Below are 21,230 nucleotides of genomic sequence, written 5' to 3'. Positions count from 1 at the left end.
GAGGCCCAAGGTAAAGGATTGTCGAAGTCGCAGCTGACAATATGTCCGTCTCAAATGTTGAGAGGATTCTGTCCCATATGGAAGCCCTGCGCTATCGTCATCGTCTGTGGTCAATGGACTGGTGATCCCGGTCGACCTTGATCCACAGGTGCCCTTTGGCTCGACGGAAGCCAGGCGTTGGGCACTTGTGATTCAGTGGCGATTTTCCTCTTTTGTTCTTCTCGTGCTTTGACGCACGATGCCCTCGCCGAGGTCGCCGAGGGATTCAGGCGGGCCGGTCTGCCACCTGCATACCCCGGCAAAACCAGTTTTATTTCGGTGAGGTTCCAGGCCTTGGAGCAACTGTCGGTCATTCACGCCCCATTGACGTTCGGTCAGCTTTCCCTATGGCGGTCGATCCAGCGACTTCCCCCGGAGGTCTGCAACCTGCCCCAGATATGGGCGCTTCCGGACGGCGCGAGCCTCCCCTCGGTCGAGCAGGCGCTTGAGGCGCTCGAGGAACGTCACGAGTCGCTGCGCACCCGTTACGAGCCCGACGGCGCGGGCGGTCTGGTCCAGGCGATCTGGCAGCCCGCCTCGGTCTGCCTGGAGCCGGTCGAGGGGGGCGACGACCCCGCCCGGACGGCGGAGGAAGCGGCGGAGCGGACCGCGGCCGACCCATTCGACCTGGTCAAAGACCGGCCCTGGCGCGCCTGCGTGATCACCTCCCAGGGGGCGCCCGTCCGCCTCGTCATCTGCTTCCACCACATCGCCGTCGACGCGTGGGCCATCAACCAGCTGCATCGGGAGTTCCGCGTACTCGTGGACGGCATGCGACTCCCCGAGCCCGCGCCCACCTGCCGCGAGCTCGCCGCCGAACAGTGGTCGGCGGCCCGGCAGAACCGGCGCAAGTCGGCGCGGAAGTTCTGGGGGGAGATCTTTCAGGCCGCCCCCGCGATGGAACGGGAGCCGGGGCTGGACGGGCCAGAGGGCGCCGCGGCCCTGTCCACCCGCTGGGCGCAGCTCGGTTCCGAGGAGGCGGCCGAGGCCGCCAACCGGATCGCGGACCGGCTGGAGGTCTCGCCGCCGTCGGTGGTGCTCGCCGCCTTCTGCCTGGCCGTCCACCGCCGCACCGGCCGGGACCGGCTGCTGGTGGCGGTCTACACCAACAACCGCACCGACCCCCGCTGGGAGACGCTGGTCGCCGCCCAGAACCAGGTCGTCCCGCTGGTGGTCGCGCCGGAGCCCGGGGAGGACTTCGACACGCTGGTCCGCCGGGTCCACTGGGACTCCTTCCGCGCGTACCGGCACGGCGCCTACAACGTGGACGACGTGCTTGAGCTGGGTCGCGAGTACGGCTACCGCGGCTCGGTGAACGGCTGCTTCGACGGATCGGTCAGCGGTTACTTCCGCTACTTCTTCAACTATCTCGGCGAGTACCAGCAGGAGCACACATCCGCCGATCGACAGCTGCGGACCGGCACCGGGGGACGCAACATCGGGGCCCCCTTCTACCTCCAGGTGCAGGACGGGAAGGCACTCACCTGCACCCTGCGCGAAAACTCGGTCGGCACCGGTTTCGACGAGGTCACCGGGCTGCTGCTGCTCCTGCGAGACATCGTGATCGCCGCCGGGGGCCCGGGGTGAGCCCGTAGGCGGCCCGGCCGTCCACAGCCAGATCGTCGTTCGCAAGCCACCCGCGGGGAGGGGCAGTGCCCGACCATGTCATCGTCATCCACCGATGGAGCGACCGTTACGCGGACTACGCGTCCTACGTCGACCACGAGGCGTGCCGCGTCAGCTATGTGACGAGCGAGCGCGCCGCCGGGTCCCTGCCGGAGCAGGCCACGGCGGTGCGGACCGTGCGGAGCACGGAGGACGGCAAGGAGGTACGGGCCGCCGTCGCCTCCCTGGTGGAGGAGTTCGGCTGGCCGGCCCGGATCGTCGCGCTGCACGAGGTCGACCTCGACCTCGCGGCCGAACTGCGCGGAGAACTCGGCGTTCCCGGCGAAACCCTGAGCGAGCTCGCGCCCTTCCGCGACAAGCTGCTCATGGCACGGCGCCTGGCCGCGGCCGGTGTCCCCGTACCGGCCACCGAACCCGCGCCGGACCATGCGGCGGTCGCCGCCTTCGCCGCCGTCCACGGCTGGCCGGTACTGGTCAAGCCGGTGCGGGGCACCGCGAGCGCCGGAGTGACCCGGCTCGGCTCGCCCGAGGAGCTGGACGCGTACGTCTTCCCGCGTGAGAAGCCGATGCTGGTGCAGCCGTACCTGCCGCATGACATCCTGCACGTGGACGGCGTGGCCACCGGGACTGGCCTGGGCGCCTGGCGGGCGTCGCGCTACCTCAACACCTGCCTGGAGTTCACCGAGGGGACGGCGCTCGGCTCGGTGGAGCTGGACGATCCGCGGCTGACTCAGGCGATAGGCGGGTTCACCGCCGGTGTCGTGCGCGCGCTGTCCGCCGGTCCTTGGGTGTTCCACCTGGAGCTGTTCCTGTCGGGGACGCCCGAGGAGCCGGAGCTGCAGGTCCTGGAGGTGGGAGCACGCGCGGGCGGCGCGGAGGTGCCCTTCCTGTGGCAGGAGGTGCACGGCGTCGACCTGATGGCGGCCGCCTTCGCGCTCCAGATGGGCGAACCCCTGCCCGACGCCTGCCGTACCGGGCTCGGCGCGGAACACGGCGGCTGGCTGCTCATACCGACCGCGACCGCCCGGCCGTGCCGGGTCGTGGCGGCGGGGTGGCGCACGGACGACGGTGACACGGCCGGCCCGCCGGTGTACGGCGAAAGCGGCGGCCCCTACGCGCAGCGGGTGCCCGTGGTGGGCCAGACGCTGGCCGACCTTTCCGGCTACGAGCACTCCGGCGCCCGGTTCCGGTTCCGGGGCCGGAGCACCGCCGAGGTGGAGGCGGCGATCCGCCGTACGATCCAGGGGTTCGACTTCCGCTGCGCCCCGGTCGATCCGGACGCGCCCGAGCGGGTCGTGCTCGTCGGCAGCGGCGGCCGGGCCTACCGGGAGTACGCGCTCGCCGACGCCGCGGCCCGGTGCGAGGTGGCCCTGGTCGATCTCGCCGAGCCCACCTGGCAGTCGGGTTACCTCGCCGGGCACCGCAGCGCGGCGGACTCCGGGGTGGACGCGCTGACCCGGGCGGTGGCCGAGTGCGTCGGCGACGCCCCGGGCCGGGCCGGGGTCTTCACCTGGCACGAGGTGCTGCTGGCGGAGACCGCCGCCGTGGCGGCGCGGCTGGGCCTGCCGCACATGTCCCCGGCCGCGGCGGGCAACTGCCGCGACAAGCTGGCGACCCGCCGGCTGCTGCGCGAGGCCGGGCTCCCCGGGGTCGGGTTCGCCCATGTGCGGGGCGAGGAGGAGGCGCTGCGCGCGGCGGAGGCCATCGGCTACCCGGTGGTGGTCAAACCGCGGTCGCTCGCGGGCAGCGTCGGCGTGGTGATCGCGCACGACGCCGACGACCTGCGCGGCCTCTACCACCATGCGGCCGAGGCGGCCTACCCGGGCCTGAACCCCCTGGACGGCCTGCTGCTGGAGGAGTTCCTGTCCGGGCCGGAGATCAGCGTCGACTCCGTGGTCGGCGACGGGGACGTGCGACCGGTGAACGTAGCCCGCAAACGGCTCGGCTTCGACCCCTTCTTCGAGGAGGTCGGGCACCTCGTCTCGCCTTGGCGGCAGGAGCCGTGGGCGGACGACCTCGTCGACCTGGTGATCGAGGCCCACCGGGCGCTGGGCGTGCAGACCGGCGTCACCCACGCGGAGGTACGGCTCACCGCGGCCGGACCGCGACTGGTCGAGCTCAACGGGCGCCTCGGCGGCGACTTCATCCCCTATCTCGGCAAGCTGGCGACCGGTGTCGACCTGACCGCCGCCGCGATGGACCTGGCGCTGGGCCTGCGGCCCGAGCTGAGACAGCTCCGCGACATCCACGCGGAGGTGAGGTTCCTCTACCCACCTCAGGACGGCGAGGTCCGCGCGCTCGACGTGGCCGCCGCGGCGGCCGTACCCGGCGTGGTGGAGGTCATCCGGCTCGCCGAGCCGGGGGACCGGCTGCTGCTGCCACCGCGAGGCGTGGTGCCGCGGCTGGCCGCCGTGATCGTCACCGGGGAAAACCCCGGCGACTGCCGCCGGGTGCTGGACCGGGCGTGCGCGCTGGTGCGCTCGGAGATCGAGCCGATTACGGGGGGTGCCCGATGACCGGCAAGTGGGATGCGCTGCGGCGCCTGCTCAGCAGCTACACCCTGCCGAACCGGAGCGGGCGGATCATCGTGGCCGCCGTCGTGGTCTACGCCACCGGCAGTGGCCTCTTCCTGGCCGGCGGCACCGTCTTCTTCGTCAAGGGCATCGGGCTCAACGCCGCACAGGTCGGGACCGGTCTCACCGTCGCAGGGCTGGCCGGGTTCCTCACCACGGTGCCGGTGAGCATGCTGGCCAGGCGCTTCGGGCCGCTGCAACTGCTGCGCATGGTGCAGGTCTGGCGGGCGGCCTGGCTCGCCGCCCTGGCCTTCGCGGACAACGTCTGGACGTTCACCCTCTTCGCCTCCCTGTTCATGATCTCGCAGGGACCGGTGCTGCCCATGGTCCAGCTGGTGGTGAGCGCCGTTGTCGGGGAGCGCAACCAGACCCGGTCGCTCGGGGTCATCGGCTCCGTCTCGAACGTCGGCATGTGCCTGGGCGCCTTGGCCGCGGCACCGCTCCTGAGCTTCGGCAGCATCGGGATGTCCCGGTCGATCCTGCTGCTCGGCGCCCTGTGCTGCGTCGTGTCCGCCGGGATCCTCGGCCTGCTCCGCGTCGAGGTGGCCGCCCCCGCGGACCGGCCCGCCCGCTGGCACAAGGGGCTGCTGCCGGTCCTGCGCGACCGCCGCTACCTCGCGCTGACCACGGTGAACGGCGTGCTGTTCCTGCACACCGTGCTGCTCGCCATCGGCCTGCCGTTCTGGCTGGTGGAGTCGACCGACGCCCCGCCCGGCCTGCTCAGCGTCCTGATCACGGTGAACACGGTGCTGGCGATCGTCCTTCAGGTGCACGTCGCCAAGCGCGTCGGCGACTCCCGCAGCGGAACCCGGGCGCTGCGCGTCGCCGGATTCACGCTGGCCGGGTTCAGCCTGGCCCTGGTCGCCTCGTCGTACGCCTCGACCTGGCTGACGATCGGGGTGCTGGTCGTCGCCGTCGTCCTGCTGACCTGCGGTGAGCTGCTCCAGGCGGTCGGCGGCTGGGAGCTGTCCTACCGGCACGCACCCGCGGACCTGCGCACGGAGTACCTCTCGGTGTTCAGTCTCGGCGGGGCGGCCGTGGGCATCGTCGGCCCGGCGCTCCTGGCCGTGGTCCTGAGCTGGAACACCCTGGGGATGATCGGCCTGGCCGCCCTGTTCCTGCTCACCTCGGCCGCCGCCACGCTGGTCGGGGCGCGGCTCGCCCGTGCGGAGCGACACGACGCGCCGGAGCCGGAGCCCGATGAGGCGGCCGCCGTGTAGCCGCGGCCTCGCCGCCCCGCCACGGGCGGCGCCGGAGCCGACCGCTTTCCCAAACAGCCTCGGGCAGGACCCTCCACAAGGACGTGACGGGGACGCGCCGGGTGCGGGCAGGACGTCCCGTGCCCGGTGCCGCGGTGCCGTGCCACGGCATCGCGCGCCGCCTGCGGCCGCAGGAAGTCCGACCGTCACAAGGAAAGGCCGCTGCCATGCAGGACCGACTACTCGCGTTGATCACAGGCGTCGTCGAGGAGCTCAACGAGCGCAGGACCGAGAAGATACCGACCGACGACCTGCCCGGCGTGGTGCTCTACGGCGATGAGGGCGTGTTCACCTCCATGCACCTCGTCAACTTCCTGGTGCGGGTGGAGGAGGTGCTGGAGGACGAGTTCGACGTGGAGATCTCGCTGACCTCGGAGAAGGCCGTCTCCCGCCGGGTGAGCCCGTTCAGCAGCGTCAAGCGGCTGATCGGCTTCATCGAGGAGGAGGTACGGCTCGCCGAGGGCGACGTCGACGACGTGCCGGGCGCGGACGCCGTACCGGCGCTGCTGGGCGGCTGAGCCGATGCACAGGGTGGGTCGCACCGCACCATGATCATCATGATCACCGGCACCCGGACCGGCATCGGCAAGGCCCTGGCCGAGCACTTTCTCGGCCGCGGCCACCAGGTGGTGGGATGCAGCCGCAGGCCGTCCACCATCGAACATCCCGGCTACCGCCACCACGAGGCGGACCTCACCGACAGCAAGGCGATCAAGGCGATGTGCCGGGCCGTCCGGGCCGAGTACGGGTACCTCGACGCGGTGGTCAACAACGCCGGGGTCGCGAACATGAACCATTTCATGATGACGCCCGAAGACGTCGCCCGGAGGATCTTCGACGTCAACTTCTTCGCCGTGCTGAACTGCTGCCGCGAGAGCGTCAAACTGCTCCAGAAGAGCGGCGGCTCCCCGGCCGTCCTCAACGTCTCCACGGTCGCCGTGCCCTGGGCGCTGGAAGGGCACCTGGTCTACTCGGCCAGCAAGAGCGCAGTCGAGCAGCTCACCCGGGTGATGAGCAAGGAGGTCGCCGACCTCGGCATCCGGGTGAACGGCATCGGTCTCCCGCCGGTGCACACCGTCCTCACCCGGACCGTGCCCAAGGAGAAGATCGACGGCCTGATCGGGCGGCAGACCCTGAAACGCATGTGCACGATGGCCGACATCACCGGGCCGGTCGAGTTCCTGATCTCTCCGGAGTCCTCGTTCGTCACCGGGGAGACGCTCTTTCTTGGGGGTGTTCACTGAATGCGGGACATGATTCTCGGGAGATTCGACGAACTCGGCGACCGCACCGCGGTCGTCGACCCGGTCGCGGCGTACAGCTACCGGGACCTGGCGGACGAGATCCGCAGGCTGGGGACGACCATGGCGGAGCACTGGGTGCTCCCCCACGACGTGGTGATCCTCAACGGCGACTTCTCCTTCCCCTCGATAGCCGCTCTGCTCGCGCTCTACCTCAACCGGAACGTCCTGGTGCCCGTGGTGAGCCTCACCGAGGCGTCGCTCGCCACCGTCACCCGGTCCTGCGCGCCGCAGCACCTGATGCGGGTGGGCGCGGGCGTGGAGATCGAGGCGATCCCCGGGGCGTCGCCCGCCGCCGGCACCTACGACCGCCTCGTCGCCGCCGGGGCGTCCGGCCTGATCCTTCTCAGCAGCGGCAGCACCGGTGAACCCAAGGCGATCCTGCACAACCTCGACGCGATCGTGGCGGAGAAACTCGGCACCCGGGTGCGGGCGGCGGGTCGGCCCGCCAACATTCTGATGTTCCTGCTCTTCGACCACATCGGCGGGCTCAACTCGCTGCTCGGCGCCCTGCGGTTGGGCGGGACCGCGATCGTGCCGCAGAGCCGTACCCCGGAGGAGATCTGCGCGCTCATCGAGCGGCACGGGATCAGGCTGCTGCCCACCAGCCCGACGTTCCTGAACCTGATCCTCATCGGCGGCTACCACCGCGAGTACGACCTGAGCAGCCTGCGCCTGATCACCTACGGCACCGAGCCGATGCCCCAGGAACTGCTGGCGCGGGTCAACGCAGCCTTCCCCAAGATCAGGCTGCTCCAGACGTTCGGTACCAGCGAGACCGGGATCTCGACGACCGTCAGCGAGTCGTCGCGCAGCACGTACTTCCGGATCGACGACGCGAACGTGCGATACCGCATCGTCGACGGCGAGCTCCAGCTCAAGAGCCGAACCCAGTTCCTCGGCTACCTCAACCACCCGAACGACGTGGTCACCGAGGACGACTGGTTCCGTACCGGCGACCTCGTCGAACAGAACGCGGACGGCTACATCACCGTCAAAGGCCGCGCCAAGGAGGTCATCAACGTCGGCGGTGAGAAGGTGCTGCCGCTGGAGCTGGAGTCGATCCTGCTCGGCAGCCCCCTCGTCGACGACTGCGTGGTCTACGGCAAGCCCAACGCCATCACCGGCCAGACGGTGTGCGCGGACATCAGGCCGCACGGCGAGATGACCCGGGCGGAACTGCGCAGGCACGTGGTCGACTACCTGACCGGCAAGGTCGACGCGTTCAAGATCCCCACCAAGGTCAACCTGATCGACTCGGTCACCGTCTCCGATCGGTTCAAGAAGAAGCGGGTGCTGCCATGACGGACGGCGGTCTCGTCGTGATCGGAGCGGGGACGTTCGCGGTCGAGGTCACCCGGTACCTCGACGACCTCGTGGCGGCCGGACACGACGACCACCGCGTGGCACGCCACCTGGCCGTGGCCGGGGAAGCGGTGCACCTGCCCGCCGAGGCGCTGGAGAAGTCCCCGCCCGAGCCCGGCACCCGCGTCGTGCTCGCCCTCACCGACCCGGTCGAGCGGCGCCGTCTCATCGACGGTCTCCTCGCCGAGTACGGGCTGGACGCGATCAACGTCGTGCACCCGGCCGCCCGGGTCGACCCCGCGCAGCTCCTCGGCGTCGGCAACATCATCGGGCCGGACTGCTACATCGGTACGGACGCCGTCCTGGGCGGATTCAACGTCATCCACTACCACTGCTCCGTCGGGCACCACTCGCGCGTCGGCTCGAACAACTTCTTCGCGCCGAACTTCCACTGCGGGAGCGACGTCCGGATCGGCGACGACAACTTCTTCGGCCTGAGCTGCACCGTCGCCCCCGGAGTGGACACGGGCGGCGGCGGCAGGTTCCAGGCCGGCCTCACCCTGTTCGAGAACGTACCGAGCGGCCACACCCACCTGGCCCCCAGCCGGATCAAATCGATCAAGACGTCCTGAGGAAGGCGACAATGAAGCGAGCGAAAGTCACCGTGATCGGGGCCGGCCCGGCCGGCTGTGTGGCCGCCCTCACCCTGCACAAGCTCGGCCACGAGGTCGTGGTCTACGAGAAGGGCCGTTTCCCCCGGTACCGGGTCGGCGAGTCGTTCCTGCCCGGAACGCTGTCCATTCTCAACCGGCTCGGCCTCCAGGAGAAGATCGACGCGGCGGGCTTCGTGGAGAAGCCCTCGGCGACCTTCCTGTGGGGCCAGGACCAGGCTCCCTGGACCTTCTCCTTCGCCACCCCCAAAACGGCCCCGTGGGTCTTCGGCCACGCCATCCAGGTCAAGCGTGAAGAGTTCGACGCGCTCCTGCTGGGCGAGGTGCGCGAGCGCGGGATCCCCGTCTTCGAAGACGCCGCCGTGACCGATGTGGACCTGTCCGACCCGGACCGCGTCACGCTGAAGGTGCTGTCCGGCGTGGTGGAGAGCGATTACGTCATCGACGCGGGCGGCTCGGGCAGCCCGCTGGCGCGCCGGCTCAAGGTCCGCCGCTACGACGAGTTCTACAAGAACTTCGCGGTGTGGTCCTACTTCCGGTGCAAGCAGCCGTTCGAGGGCGACCTCAAGGGCACCACCTTCTCGATCACCTTCGAGCACGGCTGGGTCTGGATGATCCCGCTCAAGGGCGACGTCTACAGCGTCGGCCTGGTGGTGGACCGCTCAGCGGCGGCCGAGGTCAAGAAGCTGGGCCCGGAACGCTTCTACCGCGAGACCCTGGCCAAGGCCGTACGGGCGACCGCCATCCTCGGGGACGCGGAGATGATCGACGAGGTGCGCATCGTCCACGACTGGTCCTACGACTCCGAGCGGTTCTCCGGCGACCGCTACTTCCTGTGCGGTGACGCCGCCTGCTTCACCGACCCGCTGTTCTCCCAGGGCGTGCACCTGGCCACTCAGTCCGCGGTCTCCGCGGCGTCCGCGATCGACCGGATCACCCGGCACGAGGACGAGCGCGACGAGGTCCACGCCTGGTACAACCGCAGCTACCGGGAGACCTACGAGCAGTACCACGAGTTCCTCGCCTCGTTCTACACCTTCGCCTCCTTCACCGAGCCGGAGTCGGAGTTCTGGCTCAAGCGCCGGATCAGCGAGTCCGACGACGCTCGGCTGAACCGTCTCAAGTGGTTCGACCGGCTGATCCAGGACGACCCCGAGAACCCGACGGCGTCGGTGGCCGACTTCCGGGACCGGGCCTCGACGATGATCGCCATCGGCCGGCATCAGCGGAAGGAGCTGAGCGACGAGTTCTCCGAGAAGGAGCTCAACGTCGCCCGGGTGCGCTGGATCAGCGATCTCACCAAGCAGCTGAACCGGATCACGCGGCTGAAGTGGACCGGTGACGAAGTTCTGCTCAAGCCCTACTACAAGGTGGAGCCGCTGAGTTTCCGCCTTGAGCGGAAGCAGGTGCTGGCCAACGAGGACGGCCTCGACATGATCAAGTTCCCGGTGGAGGAGGAGCAGCGCGAGATTTTTCAGCTTGTCACCAAGGAGACGGTGGGCTACAAGAGTCTGATCAAGCAGCTCAACGACTCAGGGAAGCAGGAGGTGAGCTCACAGATCGTCATCCGGCTGATGGAGGCGGGGCTGTTGTCCGGCTACGACAAGGCCGACAATCGTGTCATCATCCAGGATCGTCTACGTTTTGACGGCGTCGGCGTCGAGTATGAGGTCTAAGCATGGAATTCACGAACGCTTCCCTGGTGTTTCTCGCCGGATACGACAACTCGGGTCCGGACCACTGGCAGGCCATGTGGCACGCACGGTTGCCGGGAAGTGTCTGGGTGGAACACAGCTCCTGGGACAACCCGGTTCGCGACGTGTGGGTACGCGAGTTCGAGGAAGCCTTGTCGGCGATCCAAGGCCCCAAGATCCTTATCGCGCACAGCCTCGGCTGCGCACTGGTGTCGGAGTGGGCCGCCGAGCGCGGCGACGAGGACGTGGTCGGCGCCTTCCTGGTCGCCGTGCCGGATGCGCACGGTCCCGACTTCCCCGCGGGCGCACAGGGTTTCGACGCCCCGAAACATCAGCGACTGCCGTTCAAGACGGTCGTGGTCGCCAGTGAGGACGACCCCTACGGCTCGCTGGAACACGCCGTCAAGGTAGCCGGGATCATCGGCGCCGACCTGGTGAACATCGGCCGCAAAGGCCACATCAACGCCGAATCAGACCTCGACGACTGGCCCGAAGGCTGGAGGCTGTTCACCGGCGCGTTCGCCGAGTAACCATGTCCCGGGGTGGTCCGTGCCGTGCACCGTTTCTGCCCGGTGGAGTCCGGCGAGCGTCATGGCACCATCCCGGTTCACCCTGTGCCGGTTTCAGCAGGCCACTCGAACCATGCCAACTAGCATGCTAACTAGCATGGTTCGGCCCTTGTGTGAAGGGACCACTGCGTTGGGGGCGGCTCGGCGAGAGCGGCCTCCGGGTGATGGTCACCAGGTCACGGGCAGGGCGGCCGGTCCGCCGGTGAGCGCGTCGTTGAAGGTCAGCTCCTCCACGTCCACGTTCAGTCGCAACGTGGGGAAACGGGCGGTCAACTGGGTGAGGACGACCTGCAGTTCGATGCGGGCCAGCGGGGCGCCGATGCAGTAGCGGGGGCCGTGCCCGAAAGCCAGGTGCCCGGCCGTGCTGCGGGTGATGTCGAGACGGTCGGGGTCGGTGAAGGCCGTGGCGTCGTGGTTGGCCGAGCCGGAGTCCAGCAGCAGCAGATCTCCGGCCCGCACCGGCACACCGGCGACCTCGATGTCCATTCGGGCGTAGCGGATGTTGCCGCCGCTGCCGCCCACTTGCTGAGCACGCAGGACCTCCTCCACCGCATTGCCGACGAGGCCGGGGTCGTCCACCAGGGCCTGCCATTGGTCCAAGTTGCCCAGCAGCCACATCACGCTCTGGCCGATGGCGACGACGGTCGTCTCATGCCCGGCGAACAGCATGAGCATGCCGAATTGGGCGGCCTCGTCGTCGCTGACGCCGTCGGTGGTGGCCAGGCGGCTGATCACGTCCATCTCTTCGCGGTCGCCCTCGATGTGGCCGTCGGCGCGTTTGCGTGCCACGAGCTGCCTTCCGTAGCCGTACAGCTCGCCCAGCGCGGTCTCGGAACGTGCCCGGTCGGTCACGTCGCCGACGGCCTGCGTCCATGCCCGGAACCGGGCCCGGTCGGCGAACGGCACGCCGAGCAGCTCGCAGATCACCGCGATCGGCAGCGGCAGCGCCAGCGCGTCGTGCAGATCCGCCGGAGGTCCCGCCTTCTCCATGTCGTCCAGCAGAGCGGCGGTCAGCTCCTCGACACGGCTGCGCAACGCCCGCATGCGGCGCGGGGTGAAGTGCGGCTGCAACATCGACCGTACCCGGCGCTGGTCTTCGTGCTCGGTGGCGAACTCGCCGTTCGGCCCGCCGAAGATCGCCGACTCGCCCATCCTGCTGGCCTTCTCAGGCTCAGGGTGGGAGCGGCCGAGCCGCTCGTCGTCCAGCAGGGCGCGTACTTCCTCGTAGCCGGTCACCAGCCAGGCGGGGTGGCCGAGCGCCGTACGGACGGCGTGGATCGGACGCTGCTGCTGAAGCACGCGCAGGTCCGGGGCCGGTCGCAGCGGATGGGGCTGTTTGAACGGCAGTTGCATGAACCCTCCTGATCACGGGGAGTTGCCCGGGCGCGGCAGCCAGGATGCGGGGCGACTCGCGGGCCACATCTCCCGTGTCCATGGATAGTCGGTGCGCGGTGATGGCCGGAAGTCACGTGCACGGGTTGCACAGAAGTCACGCATACCGTGTCAATCCCTATCTGGCTGTGGATTGTGCCGCGTTCGAGTCGGGCGGTGCCGGCAGGGATTGGCGGTAGGAGCTGGGGCTGATGCCGTAGGCGTGGCGGAAGGCGCGGGAGAAGGAGGACGCGTTGGGGAAACCCCAGCGCGCGCCGATCTCGTGAACGGGCTGCCGGAAGTTGGCGGGATCGGCCAAGTCGGCGTGGCAGCGTTCCAGGCGGCGTCGCCGTATGGCGGCGGCCACCGTCTCTCCCCGGCCTTCGAAAAGGGAGTAGAGGGTGCGGAGAGAGACGTTGTGGCCGGCGGCGACGGCCTGCGGCGTCAGCCCGAGGTCGGACAGGTGGTGGTCGATGAAGGCGTCGATGTGGCGCAGCAGCACTTGCCGGCGCGTTTCGGCCGGAAGATGTTGCCAGGCGTCGAGTTGCTGGGCCAGCAACCCGGAGACGAGCTCGAGTGTCGTACGTTCCAGTACGGGCAGTTCCGGCGGCGCGCATTCCGTGCCGTGGGCGTAGACGGAGACGAGGAAGCGGCGGAGAACGGCGCCGATGCCGTGCCTGGTGGTGAATCGACGGCCGAGCGACGCATCGAGCCTGTCCTGGGGAAGGGCGATCATCGTGCGGGGGATGTGCACGAGCGTCACCCCGACGTCCCCGGGGATCGGGGAACCGGCGGTGTAGGGGTGGGAGGTGTCGAACAGGACCGCGTCCCCAGCCCCTATGACGCTGACGTTTCGCCGTTGGGAGATCGCCTTCCGGCCACGGGTGATCAAGCCGAGGAGGTAGTTCTCCGGGTCGCTGCGCTGGATCAGCCGTGGGGTGCGCCAGGAAAGGAGGTCGGATTGCACATGCTGGGATAACTCGATCCGTCCCAGGCGCAGGACCTCCGCGGAGGCCCGGAAGGAGGCGGGGTTCGTGATCTTCAGGATGTGGGGGGCGATGGTCTGCGCCACCACGTTCTGATACCAATCCGTCCGCTCTCTCACCGCGACGGCGTCAGTGGACATGCGTGCCCACACCACGGTCTCCTTTCACGAAGGGAAGGCTGGACAGGTCTCCGAACACCACCCGCTCTCGGCGGTGACATGCCGGGTCGACGTGGCAGATGCGCACGCCTGACTGAAGCAGGTCGAGGGCCGCACGCCCCCGTCACGGTGTGCTGAGGCCCGCCGCAGGCCTCTCGCGCGGAGAGGCGACGACCGTCAGGAGAAGAAGTCCGCTTCCTCGCCTTTCCGCCATTTCACGAAGCGATAGCCGGCGAGAGCGAGGAGCATGGAGCCGAACAGAACCCCGCCCAGTGGCCAGCCGGGGCGCCAGCTCCCGTCGGATGAGTGCACCGCCATCAGGCCGCCGGAGTCCAGGGCGGGGAAACGGTCTCCCGGACCGGCGTCGGATGGCAGGGGTTTGGAGAAATCGACGTCCCGGCGAGGGGAGCCGCCGTCGTGCGGGATGAAGTCGGCCTTCCAGTCGCAGTAGCGTCGACATGACTCGGTGATGACCACGGTTCCCGGAGTGCCGAATCCCATGGCGGCGCGGGCGGAGGCGACCACCTCCCAGCAGAAGAGCAGATAGGCCGCGGCGATCACCGGGGCCATGACGATGATGACGAGCCGCTCTTTCAGGCCCACGTTCCCCCCGTTTCCTCCCGCTGAGCCCCAGCCGCGGGATCTTGCGTGAGTAACGCGCCCATACCCCCCGTTGGTTCCGCCCTGCCCGAGAAGTGCCGCTGTTTCGCGTGGATTGCACAGCCCGACCTCAGGTGATCCGGCGGTGTCGGCGGGCCGCGCATCGTGCGATCGCATGGGCCCATCACGAGTTCGCATTTCACGATCGGTGTCATCAGTGCCCATGATGGTGATGGAAGCCGGCACAGGGAGGATGACAACCGATGCCGCTCCTTTCGACCAGACTTGGAGGAGCAGGATGAGCGAACCAAGCGATGAGGAGTCCGAGAGCGTCGCTCTCGCCGGGACCCTCGTGGACCGCGAGGTCAAGCCTGTGGCGCGAATGACCATGGGAGAGGTCGCAGACGAGATTGAGCGCACGGTCGCCGTCAGGCGGCCGGCCAAGCGGTCCCCCGTCGCGCCATGAGTGCTGATACCGCCGTCACCTGGCTGTTCGTTCCCGGAGATCGTCCGGAGCGGTTCTGCAAGGCCGCTCAGAGCGGTGCCGATGAGGTGATCGTCGACTTGGAGGACGCGGTCGCGTCGGCGGACAAGGAGCGTGCCCGGGAGTCGGCCGCCGTGTGGCTCGCGGGCGGAGGCGCCGCGTGGGTTCGTATCAACGGTTCGGATACCCCCTGGCACGACGACGATCTCGCCTGTCTATCGGGTCTGACCGGGCTCGCGGGCCTCGTCGTGCCCAAGGCCGAGGATCCCGCGGCCTTGGACCGGATAAGTGATGCGTTCGGCGGCTCCGCCGCGCTCGTCGCTCTGGTTGAGACCGCCCGTGGGGTGCGCGACGCCCATCGTCTGGCCGAGATGACGCCGGTCGTGCGGCTCGCCTTCGGGTCCATCGACTTCGCTCTCGACATCAACGCCGCCGAGACCGACCGTGCCCTCCTGCTGGCACGGAGCACGCTGGTCGTCGCGTCGCGGGCGGCGGGCAAACCCGCTCCTATCGACGGAGTGACGCAGGCGCTAGGAGACCCGCGTGCGGCCGCCGGCGACGCCGCCCGCGCTCGGGCCTTGGGCTTCGGTGGCAAACTCTGCATTCACCCGGCGCAGATCGGAGCCGTCGCGTCCGCGTTCGAGCCGGCCGCCGATCAGATCGAGTGGGCTCGCCGGGTCCTGAGCCAGGCCGTGGGGCAGGGAGCGGGAACCACGTCGGACGGGCACTTCGTGGACAAGGCCGTCATTGAACGAGCACGGCAGATCCTCACCAGGGTCACCGGATGAGGCAGCCCTCGCCGTCGGTCGCTCCATCCTGACCATCGTCCGGCACCTGCTCTCCGATCCCACCGCCGACGCCGTCGACTCCGACGGCCGTCTCTACCCCGAGCGCGAGAAACGCCGCCATATCCGCGGCCTCAAGCCCTCGGCCACCGCGTCGCAGTCGCACCCGCCAGCCGGCCCGCCGATTTCCGGATCGCCTCCCGGCCGGGTCGCTGAATGTGCGTCTGCGGATCCGGGTCCTTTCCCGGTGTTCTTGTGATCGGAAAACCCTGCTCCCGCTGGCAGCCGACGCGACAGGCACCCTTGCGGTCACTTCAGTGGTGCCATATTCTGCGAATCCGGTTCATAGTATGAAAGAAGGTCCGGCATGTGGAGTCGCCCAGCAGTAGAGGGCTCTCGGGGCCGGCAAGCTCAGCGCGTGTGGTGGGGCGCAGCACTGACGGCGGTCGTATTGGTCCTGCCCGCGTGCGGGGGAGGCGGAGGTGGAGGTGGAGGCGACAGCACGTCCACGAAGACCGACTCAGGCGCCTGGGGAGCCACACTCAAGCGGGCGGGTGAGCCCGTCAAGGGGGGCACGCTGACGGTCGATGTCCTATCGGGTGCCAAGGGAATCAGTCCGCTGTACTTCAACGAGCAGCCGTCGAACAACACGATCCAGATCATGATGCAGGTCTTCGACCAGTTGGTGACCCTGGAGCCCGGCTCGCTCGACCCGAAACCCGGGCTCGCCGAGACCTGGGAGGTTTCGAAGGACGGCCTTACCTACTCTTTCCAGCTGCGGGAAGCGCAGTTCTCCAACGGGTCGCCGGTGACGGCGGCAGACGTGAAATTCTCCCTTGAGTCTGTCGGTGACTCGCTGTTCGCGAATCTCTTCTCGGCGGTCAAGTCGATTGAAACTCCATCGGAGCGGGCGGTCGTGCTGAAGCTCAGCCACCCGTCACCCGGCCTGATCTACAACCTCGCCTTCCCGGGCGCCTCGATCATGCCCAAGGCAGTGGTCAAGGACATGGGTGAGGAAGCGTACAACAAGGCCCCGGTCGGAAGCGGGCCCTTCGTGGTGTCCTCCTGGACCCGCGAGCAGCGGGTGGAGCTGACGCGAAACGACAAGCACTGGCGTACGGGCATGCCGTACCTCGACAAGGTCGTGCTCAACGTGGTGCCCGACGACAACACCCGCGTCCTGAACGTGCGCTCCGGGACCTCGGACGTCGCGGACTCGGTGCCGTTCTCCCAGATCGACAGCCTGGATTCCTCGGGCGACGTGGACGTCCTGCTGGGGCCCGGTGCGGATATGTTCACCGTCTCGCTGAACAACTCCAAGCCGCCGCTCAACGACCCTCAGGTGCGCCGCGCGCTGGCGCTGGCCACGCCGGTGGACGAGATCATCGGTGTCGTGTTCAAAGGCAAGGCGCCGGCCATGAACACGGTCCTCCCCAAGCTGAAGTACTGGACCGACGCGGCGAAGCGGGTGCCTTACGACCTCGAGGCGGCCAAGGCCGCGCTGGCCAAGTCCTCGGCGCCGAACGGCTTCTCGACCGTCATCCGGTACTCCGCGGAGGACCAGGCGTCGGGCCAGACCGCCCAGATCCTCCAAGAATCCTTCAAGAAGATCGGCGTCACGGTCAAGATCGAGCCCCAGGACAGTGCGACTTTCAGCGAGTTCACTCGCGGCAACTACGAGATCAGGATCCAGCAACCCGGGCAGTCCACCAGTGACGTGCCGATCGACGATCAGTTCACGACCCTGTACTTCAACTCACCGGCGATCGACAACCTTTTCACGTTCTTCAAGGACGACACGCTGGCAGACCTCACGCATAAGGCCGTCAGGACCGTCGACGAGCAGCAGCGGGCCGACTTGTTCAAGCAGATCCACATCCGCTCGATGGAACTGTTGCCCAGGATCCCGATCGCCTACACCCCGAACCGTGCGGCGGTGTCCGCCAAGGTCGGCGACTTCAACTACTTGCTCAACGGGTGGTGGCGTCTCGACCGGGTGTGGAAGACGAAGTAGGCGCGGGGAGGACTGACGTGGTGAAGTACGTGGGGACCCGCCTCCTCGAGGCCGTTCCGGTCCTCCTGGCGATGTCCGTACTGGCCTTCCTGTTGATCCACCTGGTGCCGGGTGACCCGGTGCGGATAGCCATGGGAACGCTGGCCACGGATGCCGACATCGCGACGCGGCGACAGGAGCTGGGGCTGGAAGCCCCGCTCCTGGACCAGTACCTCAGGTTCGTGAGCGGCGCGCTCCACCTCGATTTCGGCACCTCGATCAAGTCAGGGGAGAGCGTCGGTGAGCTCGTCGCCAGGCGTATATGGCCAAGCGTCCTGCTGGTCGGGTCGGCGCTCTCGCTCTCCGCGCTTTTCTCGATCGGTCTGGGTGCTCTCGCAGCGGCCAAGCGGGGCACCTGGGCCGACCAGCTGATCCGGGCCGGGCTGACGATCACCTTCGTCACCCCGCCGTTCTGGTTGGCGTTGCTCCTTATCCTGGTGGTGAGCATCGAGTGGAGGCTGCTTCCGACCTCCGGCTTCGGCTCCACCTTCGGCGGGCAGGTTCAGTCCATCGTGCTGCCCGCCCTGACCATGGCGCTGGCGCTTACTCCGGTCCTGCTCCGCCTGCTCCGCTCACAGCTCATCGAGACGCTTCAGTCGGATTACGTCGAGGCCGCGCGGTCACGTCGGCTCCCCTGGCCCCGGATCCTGTTCAAGCACGCCCTGCGTCCCTCGCTCGGGGCGAGCCTGAGCGTGTGGGGCTACCTGTTCGCCGTCTCTCTCTCCTCGTCCGTGGTGGTGGAGAAGATCTTCGCTATCCCGGGGCTGGGGTCACTCCTGGTCGAGGCGGTGGGGGGTCGCGACTACCCGGTCATCCAGGCCGTCACGCTCGTCATGGGCGCCGCTGTGGTGGTCGGCAGCCTGCTCACCGACATCGTGCATGTCGTGGTGGATCCCCGGGTGCGCGCATGAAGGCCGTGGCTGAGGCGCTTCCGTCTGTGCGGGGCAGGAAGCCGCGTCGTACCGGCAAGGTGTGGCGCAACCTGACGATCGCGGTGAGCCTGCTGTCGTTCGTCCTGCTCGCGTCGCTGGCCGCCGTGCTCTTCCTCCCCGATCCGGGTGCCCAGGACCTTCGAAACACGCTCCAACCCCCCTCGTTGCAGCATCCGTTCGGCACCGACGACCTCGGTCGCGACCTGCTCTCGCGGACGCTCCACGCGACGTGGCTCGACCTCGGGCTCGCGCTCTCCGTCACGGCCGCCTCCATCGTCCTGGGAGGCCTGATCGGGCTCCTCGCCGGCTACCGAGGTGGGTGGGTCGAGCGCGCCCTGATGCGGCTGGTGGATTTCGTGGTCGGATTCCCGTATCTCGTCTTCGTGCTGGTGGTCGTGGCCGTGCTGGGCCCGGGCATCCTGTCGCTGGTCGTGGCACTCATGATGTTCAACTGGGCACTCTACGCCCGACTGGTGCGGTCGGAGATCCTGACGATCCGCGAGGCGGCGTACGTCGACGCGGCCCGCAGCATGGCGCTGCCCACCCCGCGCATCGTGTTCAGGCACGTCCTGCCGAACCTGCTGCGGCCCCTGGCCGTGTACGCGCTCTCGGACGTGATGGGCGTGATCCTGCTCATCGCCTCGCTCTCCTTCCTGGGACTGGGCGTGCCGCCCCCCACCCCGGAATGGGGCGCGATCATCGCCGACGGCCAGGAGCAACTCGGGCTCGCGTGGTGGATGAGCACGCTCCCAGGTCTCGTCGTCCTCGTGGTCGGCTACGCCCTCATGCTGGCCGGGGACTCCCTGGGCGAGATCCTGGGCGTGAACAGGGACCTGACATGAGCGGCCCGCTGCTCGAGGTCTCCGGCCTCTCCGTCGACATCCGGACGTCGGAAGGGAACACGTTCCCGGCCGTGGAAGACGTGACCCTGGCGCTTCGGCCGGGGCAGACGATCGGGATCGTGGGCGAGTCCGGGTCCGGCAAGAGCATCACCCTGCGTGCCATCCAAGGAATCCTGCCCGGTGCCGCGCGCGTGAGCGGGGGCGAGATCCGGATGGAGGGGAAGCCGATCGACCCCGGGGCCGGCCATCCCGCGATCGCCATGGTGTTCCAAGACCCCCTCAACTCGCTCAACCCGGTGTTCACCATCGGGAACCAGATCGTCGAGACGATCCGGTTCACGCGCAGGTGCTCCCGTGGAGAGGCGCGCGCTCGAGCCGTCGAACTCCTGGGCGACGTCGGGCTCTCCGAACCCGCGCGTCGTATGTCGGCCTTCCCCCACCAGCTCAGTGGCGGCATGAGGCAGCGCGTCATGATCGCCCTCGCGCTGGCCCGTGATCCACGGGTTCTGCTGGCGGACGAGCCGACCACGGCCCTCGACGTCACCGTGCAGGACCAGATCCTGCTCCTGCTCGAACGCACCCAGGCGGAGCGCCGTCTCGGCATGGTCATGGTCTCCCACGACATCGGTGTCATCGCGCAGGTCGCCGACTGGGTGATGGTCATGTACGCCGGCCGGATCGTCGAGTCGGGGCCTGCTGACCGCGTCCTGTCCGACCCGGCCCATCCCTACACGGCGGGGCTGTTGCGCGCCGTGCCCCGGATGGACGACGTCGGCACCGGCCGCGGGTTCCGGGCGATCGACGGGCAACCCCCGACCCTCGCCACCCGTGCGAACGCCGGGTGCGCATTCCAGCCGCGGTGCCCGTCGGCGACTGACGCCTGCCGTACGTCGCAGGTGGCGCCGACCGAGCTGGAACCGGGCCGGCAGGTCGCTTGCCTACATCCGGAAGAAAGGTCCAGCCGTGACTGAGAGCCTTCTTGAGGTTCACCAGCTGGTGAAGTCCTATCCCGGCGGGCGCGGCCTCGGCCGCGCTCGTCCCCGGGTTTACGCGGTCAACGGGGTTTCCTTCGACGTCGCGGCCGGAGAGTGCGTCGGGATCGTCGGTGAGTCGGGCTGCGGCAAGAGCACGCTTGCCAGGGCGATCATGGGCCTTACCCCGGTCGACTCCGGTGAAGTGCGTCTCCGAGGGAAGCCCACAGCCGATAGAGCACGCGGCCGGCCGGCGCTCCAGATGGTCTTCCAGGATGCGTTCGGCTCGCTGAACCCGTTGATGACGGTGGCCCAGACGGTGGCGGAGCCCGCCGTCGTCCACGGATTGGTGTCACGCGAGGACGCGTTCGCCTACGTGGTGGACCTGCTGGCGCAGGTGGGGCTGCGGGAGGAGTTCGCCCGTCGACGCCCCCGCGACCTCTCCGGTGGTCAGCGTCAGCGGGTGGCGATCGCGAGGGCGCTGGCGACCGACCCGGACCTCATCATCGCCGACGAACCGGTGAGTGCCCTCGATGTCTCCATCCAGGCGCAGGTGCTGTCGCTGCTGCGCGACCTCGCGGCGCGGCGGGCATTGTCCGTGCTCTTCATCGGGCACCAGCTGCCGGTCGTGGCCAACATCGCCGACCGGGTCCTCGTCATGTACCTGGGGGAAATCGTCGAGGCGGGACCGTCGGCGGAGGTCTTCCGAGATCCCAGGCACCCGTACACCCGCGCGCTCCTGGCTTCCCAACCTGGCCGCCACCGCCGTGGAGCCTCTCCCATGCTGACCGGTGAGCTGCCGTCCCAGTTCGAAGCGCTGGATGGGTGCGCCTTCCGTAGCCGGTGCCCTCAGGTGGTGGCGTCCTGCCATGAGCCGGTGCCCGAGGTGATGTTGGGTGAGAAGCGGTCCTGCCGCTGCGTATTCGCGCAGGGGCCTGCGCGAGAGCTTCAGCCGGCTCCGGCGCGCACGGAATGAGCGGTCCCGACCTCCCCGCACGAAGCCATCCGGAA

General features: G+C 68.7%; 18 protein-coding genes and 1 pseudogene. 16 read left to right on the top strand and 3 right to left on the bottom strand.

The genetic code is table 11. From position 1 onward, the window contains the following. Positions 1 to 228: 228 nt before the first annotated feature. The 9 genes and pseudogenes from RUR_RS34310 (at position 229) to RUR_RS34270 (ending at position 10,998) form a co-directional block, all read left to right on the top strand. Entirely contained in the window at positions 229 to 1,626 is a 1,398-nt protein-coding gene (locus tag RUR_RS34310; protein ID WP_283139392.1) for a condensation domain-containing protein, read from the top strand. A 65-nt stretch (positions 1,627 to 1,691) separates the two neighbouring features. Further along, complete coding sequence (locus RUR_RS34305) at positions 1,692 to 4,181, top strand: ATP-grasp domain-containing protein (RefSeq protein WP_283139391.1); 2,490 nt, start codon at positions 1,692 to 1,694, stop codon at positions 4,179 to 4,181. Further along, the gene (locus RUR_RS34300; protein ID WP_283139390.1) at positions 4,178 to 5,458 is read left to right on the top strand and encodes an MFS transporter; all 1,281 of its coding nucleotides are present in this window, start codon (positions 4,178 to 4,180) and stop codon (positions 5,456 to 5,458) included. Before RUR_RS34305 ends, RUR_RS34300 begins: the two co-directional genes overlap by 4 nt. Before the next feature lie 206 nt (positions 5,459 to 5,664). Next, positions 5,665 to 6,015, top strand: coding sequence for a hypothetical protein (locus RUR_RS34295; RefSeq protein ID WP_283139389.1), 351 nt, complete (start codon positions 5,665 to 5,667; stop codon positions 6,013 to 6,015). A 39-nt stretch (positions 6,016 to 6,054) separates the two neighbouring features. Continuing rightward, on the top strand, positions 6,055 to 6,741 hold the full coding sequence (locus tag RUR_RS34290; RefSeq protein ID WP_283139388.1) for an SDR family NAD(P)-dependent oxidoreductase: 687 nt from the start codon (positions 6,055 to 6,057) through the stop codon (positions 6,739 to 6,741). Beyond that, complete coding sequence (locus RUR_RS34285) at positions 6,742 to 8,103, top strand: fatty acid--CoA ligase family protein (RefSeq protein WP_283139387.1); 1,362 nt, start codon at positions 6,742 to 6,744, stop codon at positions 8,101 to 8,103. Then, the gene (locus tag RUR_RS34280) at positions 8,100 to 8,735 is read left to right on the top strand and encodes an LbetaH domain-containing protein (RefSeq protein WP_283139386.1); all 636 of its coding nucleotides are present in this window, start codon (positions 8,100 to 8,102) and stop codon (positions 8,733 to 8,735) included. Before RUR_RS34285 ends, RUR_RS34280 begins: the two co-directional genes overlap by 4 nt. Before the next feature lie 26 nt (positions 8,736 to 8,761). Beyond that, a pseudogene (gene cmlS / locus RUR_RS34275) lies at positions 8,762 to 10,450 on the top strand (chloramphenicol-biosynthetic FADH2-dependent halogenase CmlS); the annotation flags it as partial. A 2-nt stretch (positions 10,451 to 10,452) separates the two neighbouring features. Beyond that, a complete protein-coding gene (locus RUR_RS34270; protein ID WP_283139384.1) occupies positions 10,453 to 10,998 on the top strand; it encodes an RBBP9/YdeN family alpha/beta hydrolase in 546 nt (181 codons plus the stop codon). A 207-nt stretch (positions 10,999 to 11,205) separates the two neighbouring features. On the opposite strand, the gene RUR_RS34265 is transcribed toward RUR_RS34270, so the two are convergent. From RUR_RS34265 to RUR_RS34255, 3 genes are all read right to left on the bottom strand, one after another. Then, complete coding sequence (locus tag RUR_RS34265) at positions 11,206 to 12,390, bottom strand: cytochrome P450 (protein WP_283139383.1); 1,185 nt, start codon at positions 12,388 to 12,390, stop codon at positions 11,206 to 11,208. Positions 12,391 to 12,547: 157 nt separating this feature from the next. Continuing rightward, positions 12,548 to 13,534: an AraC-like ligand-binding domain-containing protein gene (locus RUR_RS34260; RefSeq protein ID WP_283139382.1), complete on the bottom strand. Its 987-nt coding sequence runs from the start codon at positions 13,532 to 13,534 to the stop codon at positions 12,548 to 12,550. A 195-nt stretch (positions 13,535 to 13,729) separates the two neighbouring features. After that, positions 13,730 to 14,155, bottom strand: coding sequence for a hypothetical protein (locus RUR_RS34255; RefSeq protein ID WP_283139381.1), 426 nt, complete (start codon positions 14,153 to 14,155; stop codon positions 13,730 to 13,732). Between the two features lie 295 nt (positions 14,156 to 14,450). Between RUR_RS34255 and RUR_RS34250 the strand changes: the two genes are divergently transcribed. The 7 genes from RUR_RS34250 to RUR_RS34220 all read left to right on the top strand — a co-directional run bounded on the left by RUR_RS34250 (position 14,451) and on the right by RUR_RS34220 (position 21,195). Continuing rightward, a complete protein-coding gene (locus tag RUR_RS34250; RefSeq protein ID WP_283139380.1) occupies positions 14,451 to 14,618 on the top strand; it encodes a hypothetical protein in 168 nt (55 codons plus the stop codon). Beyond that, positions 14,615 to 15,424 (top strand): HpcH/HpaI aldolase/citrate lyase family protein, encoded by an 810-nt coding sequence (locus RUR_RS34245; protein ID WP_283139379.1) that lies wholly within the window; start codon positions 14,615 to 14,617, stop codon positions 15,422 to 15,424. The genes RUR_RS34250 and RUR_RS34245 overlap by 4 nt, the downstream gene beginning before the upstream one ends. A 415-nt stretch (positions 15,425 to 15,839) precedes the next feature. Continuing rightward, positions 15,840 to 17,435: an ABC transporter substrate-binding protein gene (locus RUR_RS34240; protein ID WP_283139378.1), complete on the top strand. Its 1,596-nt coding sequence runs from the start codon at positions 15,840 to 15,842 to the stop codon at positions 17,433 to 17,435. A gap of 17 nt (positions 17,436 to 17,452) precedes the next feature. After that, positions 17,453 to 18,385 carry an ABC transporter permease gene (locus tag RUR_RS34235; RefSeq protein ID WP_283139377.1) on the top strand — a complete coding sequence of 311 codons (933 nt, stop codon included), beginning with the start codon at positions 17,453 to 17,455 and terminating at the stop codon, positions 18,383 to 18,385. Next, positions 18,382 to 19,248: an ABC transporter permease gene (locus tag RUR_RS34230; RefSeq protein WP_283139376.1), complete on the top strand. Its 867-nt coding sequence runs from the start codon at positions 18,382 to 18,384 to the stop codon at positions 19,246 to 19,248. The genes RUR_RS34235 and RUR_RS34230 overlap by 4 nt, the downstream gene beginning before the upstream one ends. After that, a complete protein-coding gene (locus RUR_RS34225; RefSeq protein WP_283139375.1) occupies positions 19,245 to 20,219 on the top strand; it encodes an ABC transporter ATP-binding protein in 975 nt (324 codons plus the stop codon). The genes RUR_RS34230 and RUR_RS34225 overlap by 4 nt, the downstream gene beginning before the upstream one ends. After that, entirely contained in the window at positions 20,212 to 21,195 is a 984-nt protein-coding gene (locus RUR_RS34220; RefSeq protein WP_283139374.1) for an oligopeptide/dipeptide ABC transporter ATP-binding protein, read from the top strand. Before RUR_RS34225 ends, RUR_RS34220 begins: the two co-directional genes overlap by 8 nt. The last annotated feature ends 35 nt before the right edge of the window (positions 21,196 to 21,230 follow it).

Source organism: Rhizohabitans arisaemae (assembly GCF_025996515.1).
Classification (GTDB): Bacteria; Actinomycetota; Actinomycetes; order Streptosporangiales; family Streptosporangiaceae; genus Rhizohabitans; species Rhizohabitans arisaemae.
Note: the sequence above shows the minus strand (reverse complement) of the source record. Positions and strands in the feature narration are given on the sequence as shown.

Coding starts and splice junctions, on each gene's coding strand:
- RUR_RS34230 (WP_283139376.1), top strand. CDS start 18,382: ATGAAGGCCGTGGCTGAGGCGCTTCCGTCTGTGCGGGGCAGGAAGCCG.
- RUR_RS34300 (WP_283139390.1), top strand. CDS start 4,178: ATGACCGGCAAGTGGGATGCGCTGCGGCGCCTGCTCAGCAGCTACACC.
- RUR_RS34280 (WP_283139386.1), top strand. CDS start 8,100: ATGACGGACGGCGGTCTCGTCGTGATCGGAGCGGGGACGTTCGCGGTC.
- RUR_RS34270 (WP_283139384.1), top strand. CDS start 10,453: ATGGAATTCACGAACGCTTCCCTGGTGTTTCTCGCCGGATACGACAAC.
- RUR_RS34260 (WP_283139382.1), bottom strand. CDS start 13,534: ATGTCCACTGACGCCGTCGCGGTGAGAGAGCGGACGGATTGGTATCAG.
- RUR_RS34285 (WP_283139387.1), top strand. CDS start 6,742: ATGCGGGACATGATTCTCGGGAGATTCGACGAACTCGGCGACCGCACC.
- RUR_RS34295 (WP_283139389.1), top strand. CDS start 5,665: ATGCAGGACCGACTACTCGCGTTGATCACAGGCGTCGTCGAGGAGCTC.
- RUR_RS34225 (WP_283139375.1), top strand. CDS start 19,245: ATGAGCGGCCCGCTGCTCGAGGTCTCCGGCCTCTCCGTCGACATCCGG.
- RUR_RS34290 (WP_283139388.1), top strand. CDS start 6,055: ATGATCACCGGCACCCGGACCGGCATCGGCAAGGCCCTGGCCGAGCAC.
- RUR_RS34245 (WP_283139379.1), top strand. CDS start 14,615: ATGAGTGCTGATACCGCCGTCACCTGGCTGTTCGTTCCCGGAGATCGT.
- RUR_RS34250 (WP_283139380.1), top strand. CDS start 14,451: ATGAGCGAACCAAGCGATGAGGAGTCCGAGAGCGTCGCTCTCGCCGGG.
- RUR_RS34265 (WP_283139383.1), bottom strand. CDS start 12,390: ATGCAACTGCCGTTCAAACAGCCCCATCCGCTGCGACCGGCCCCGGAC.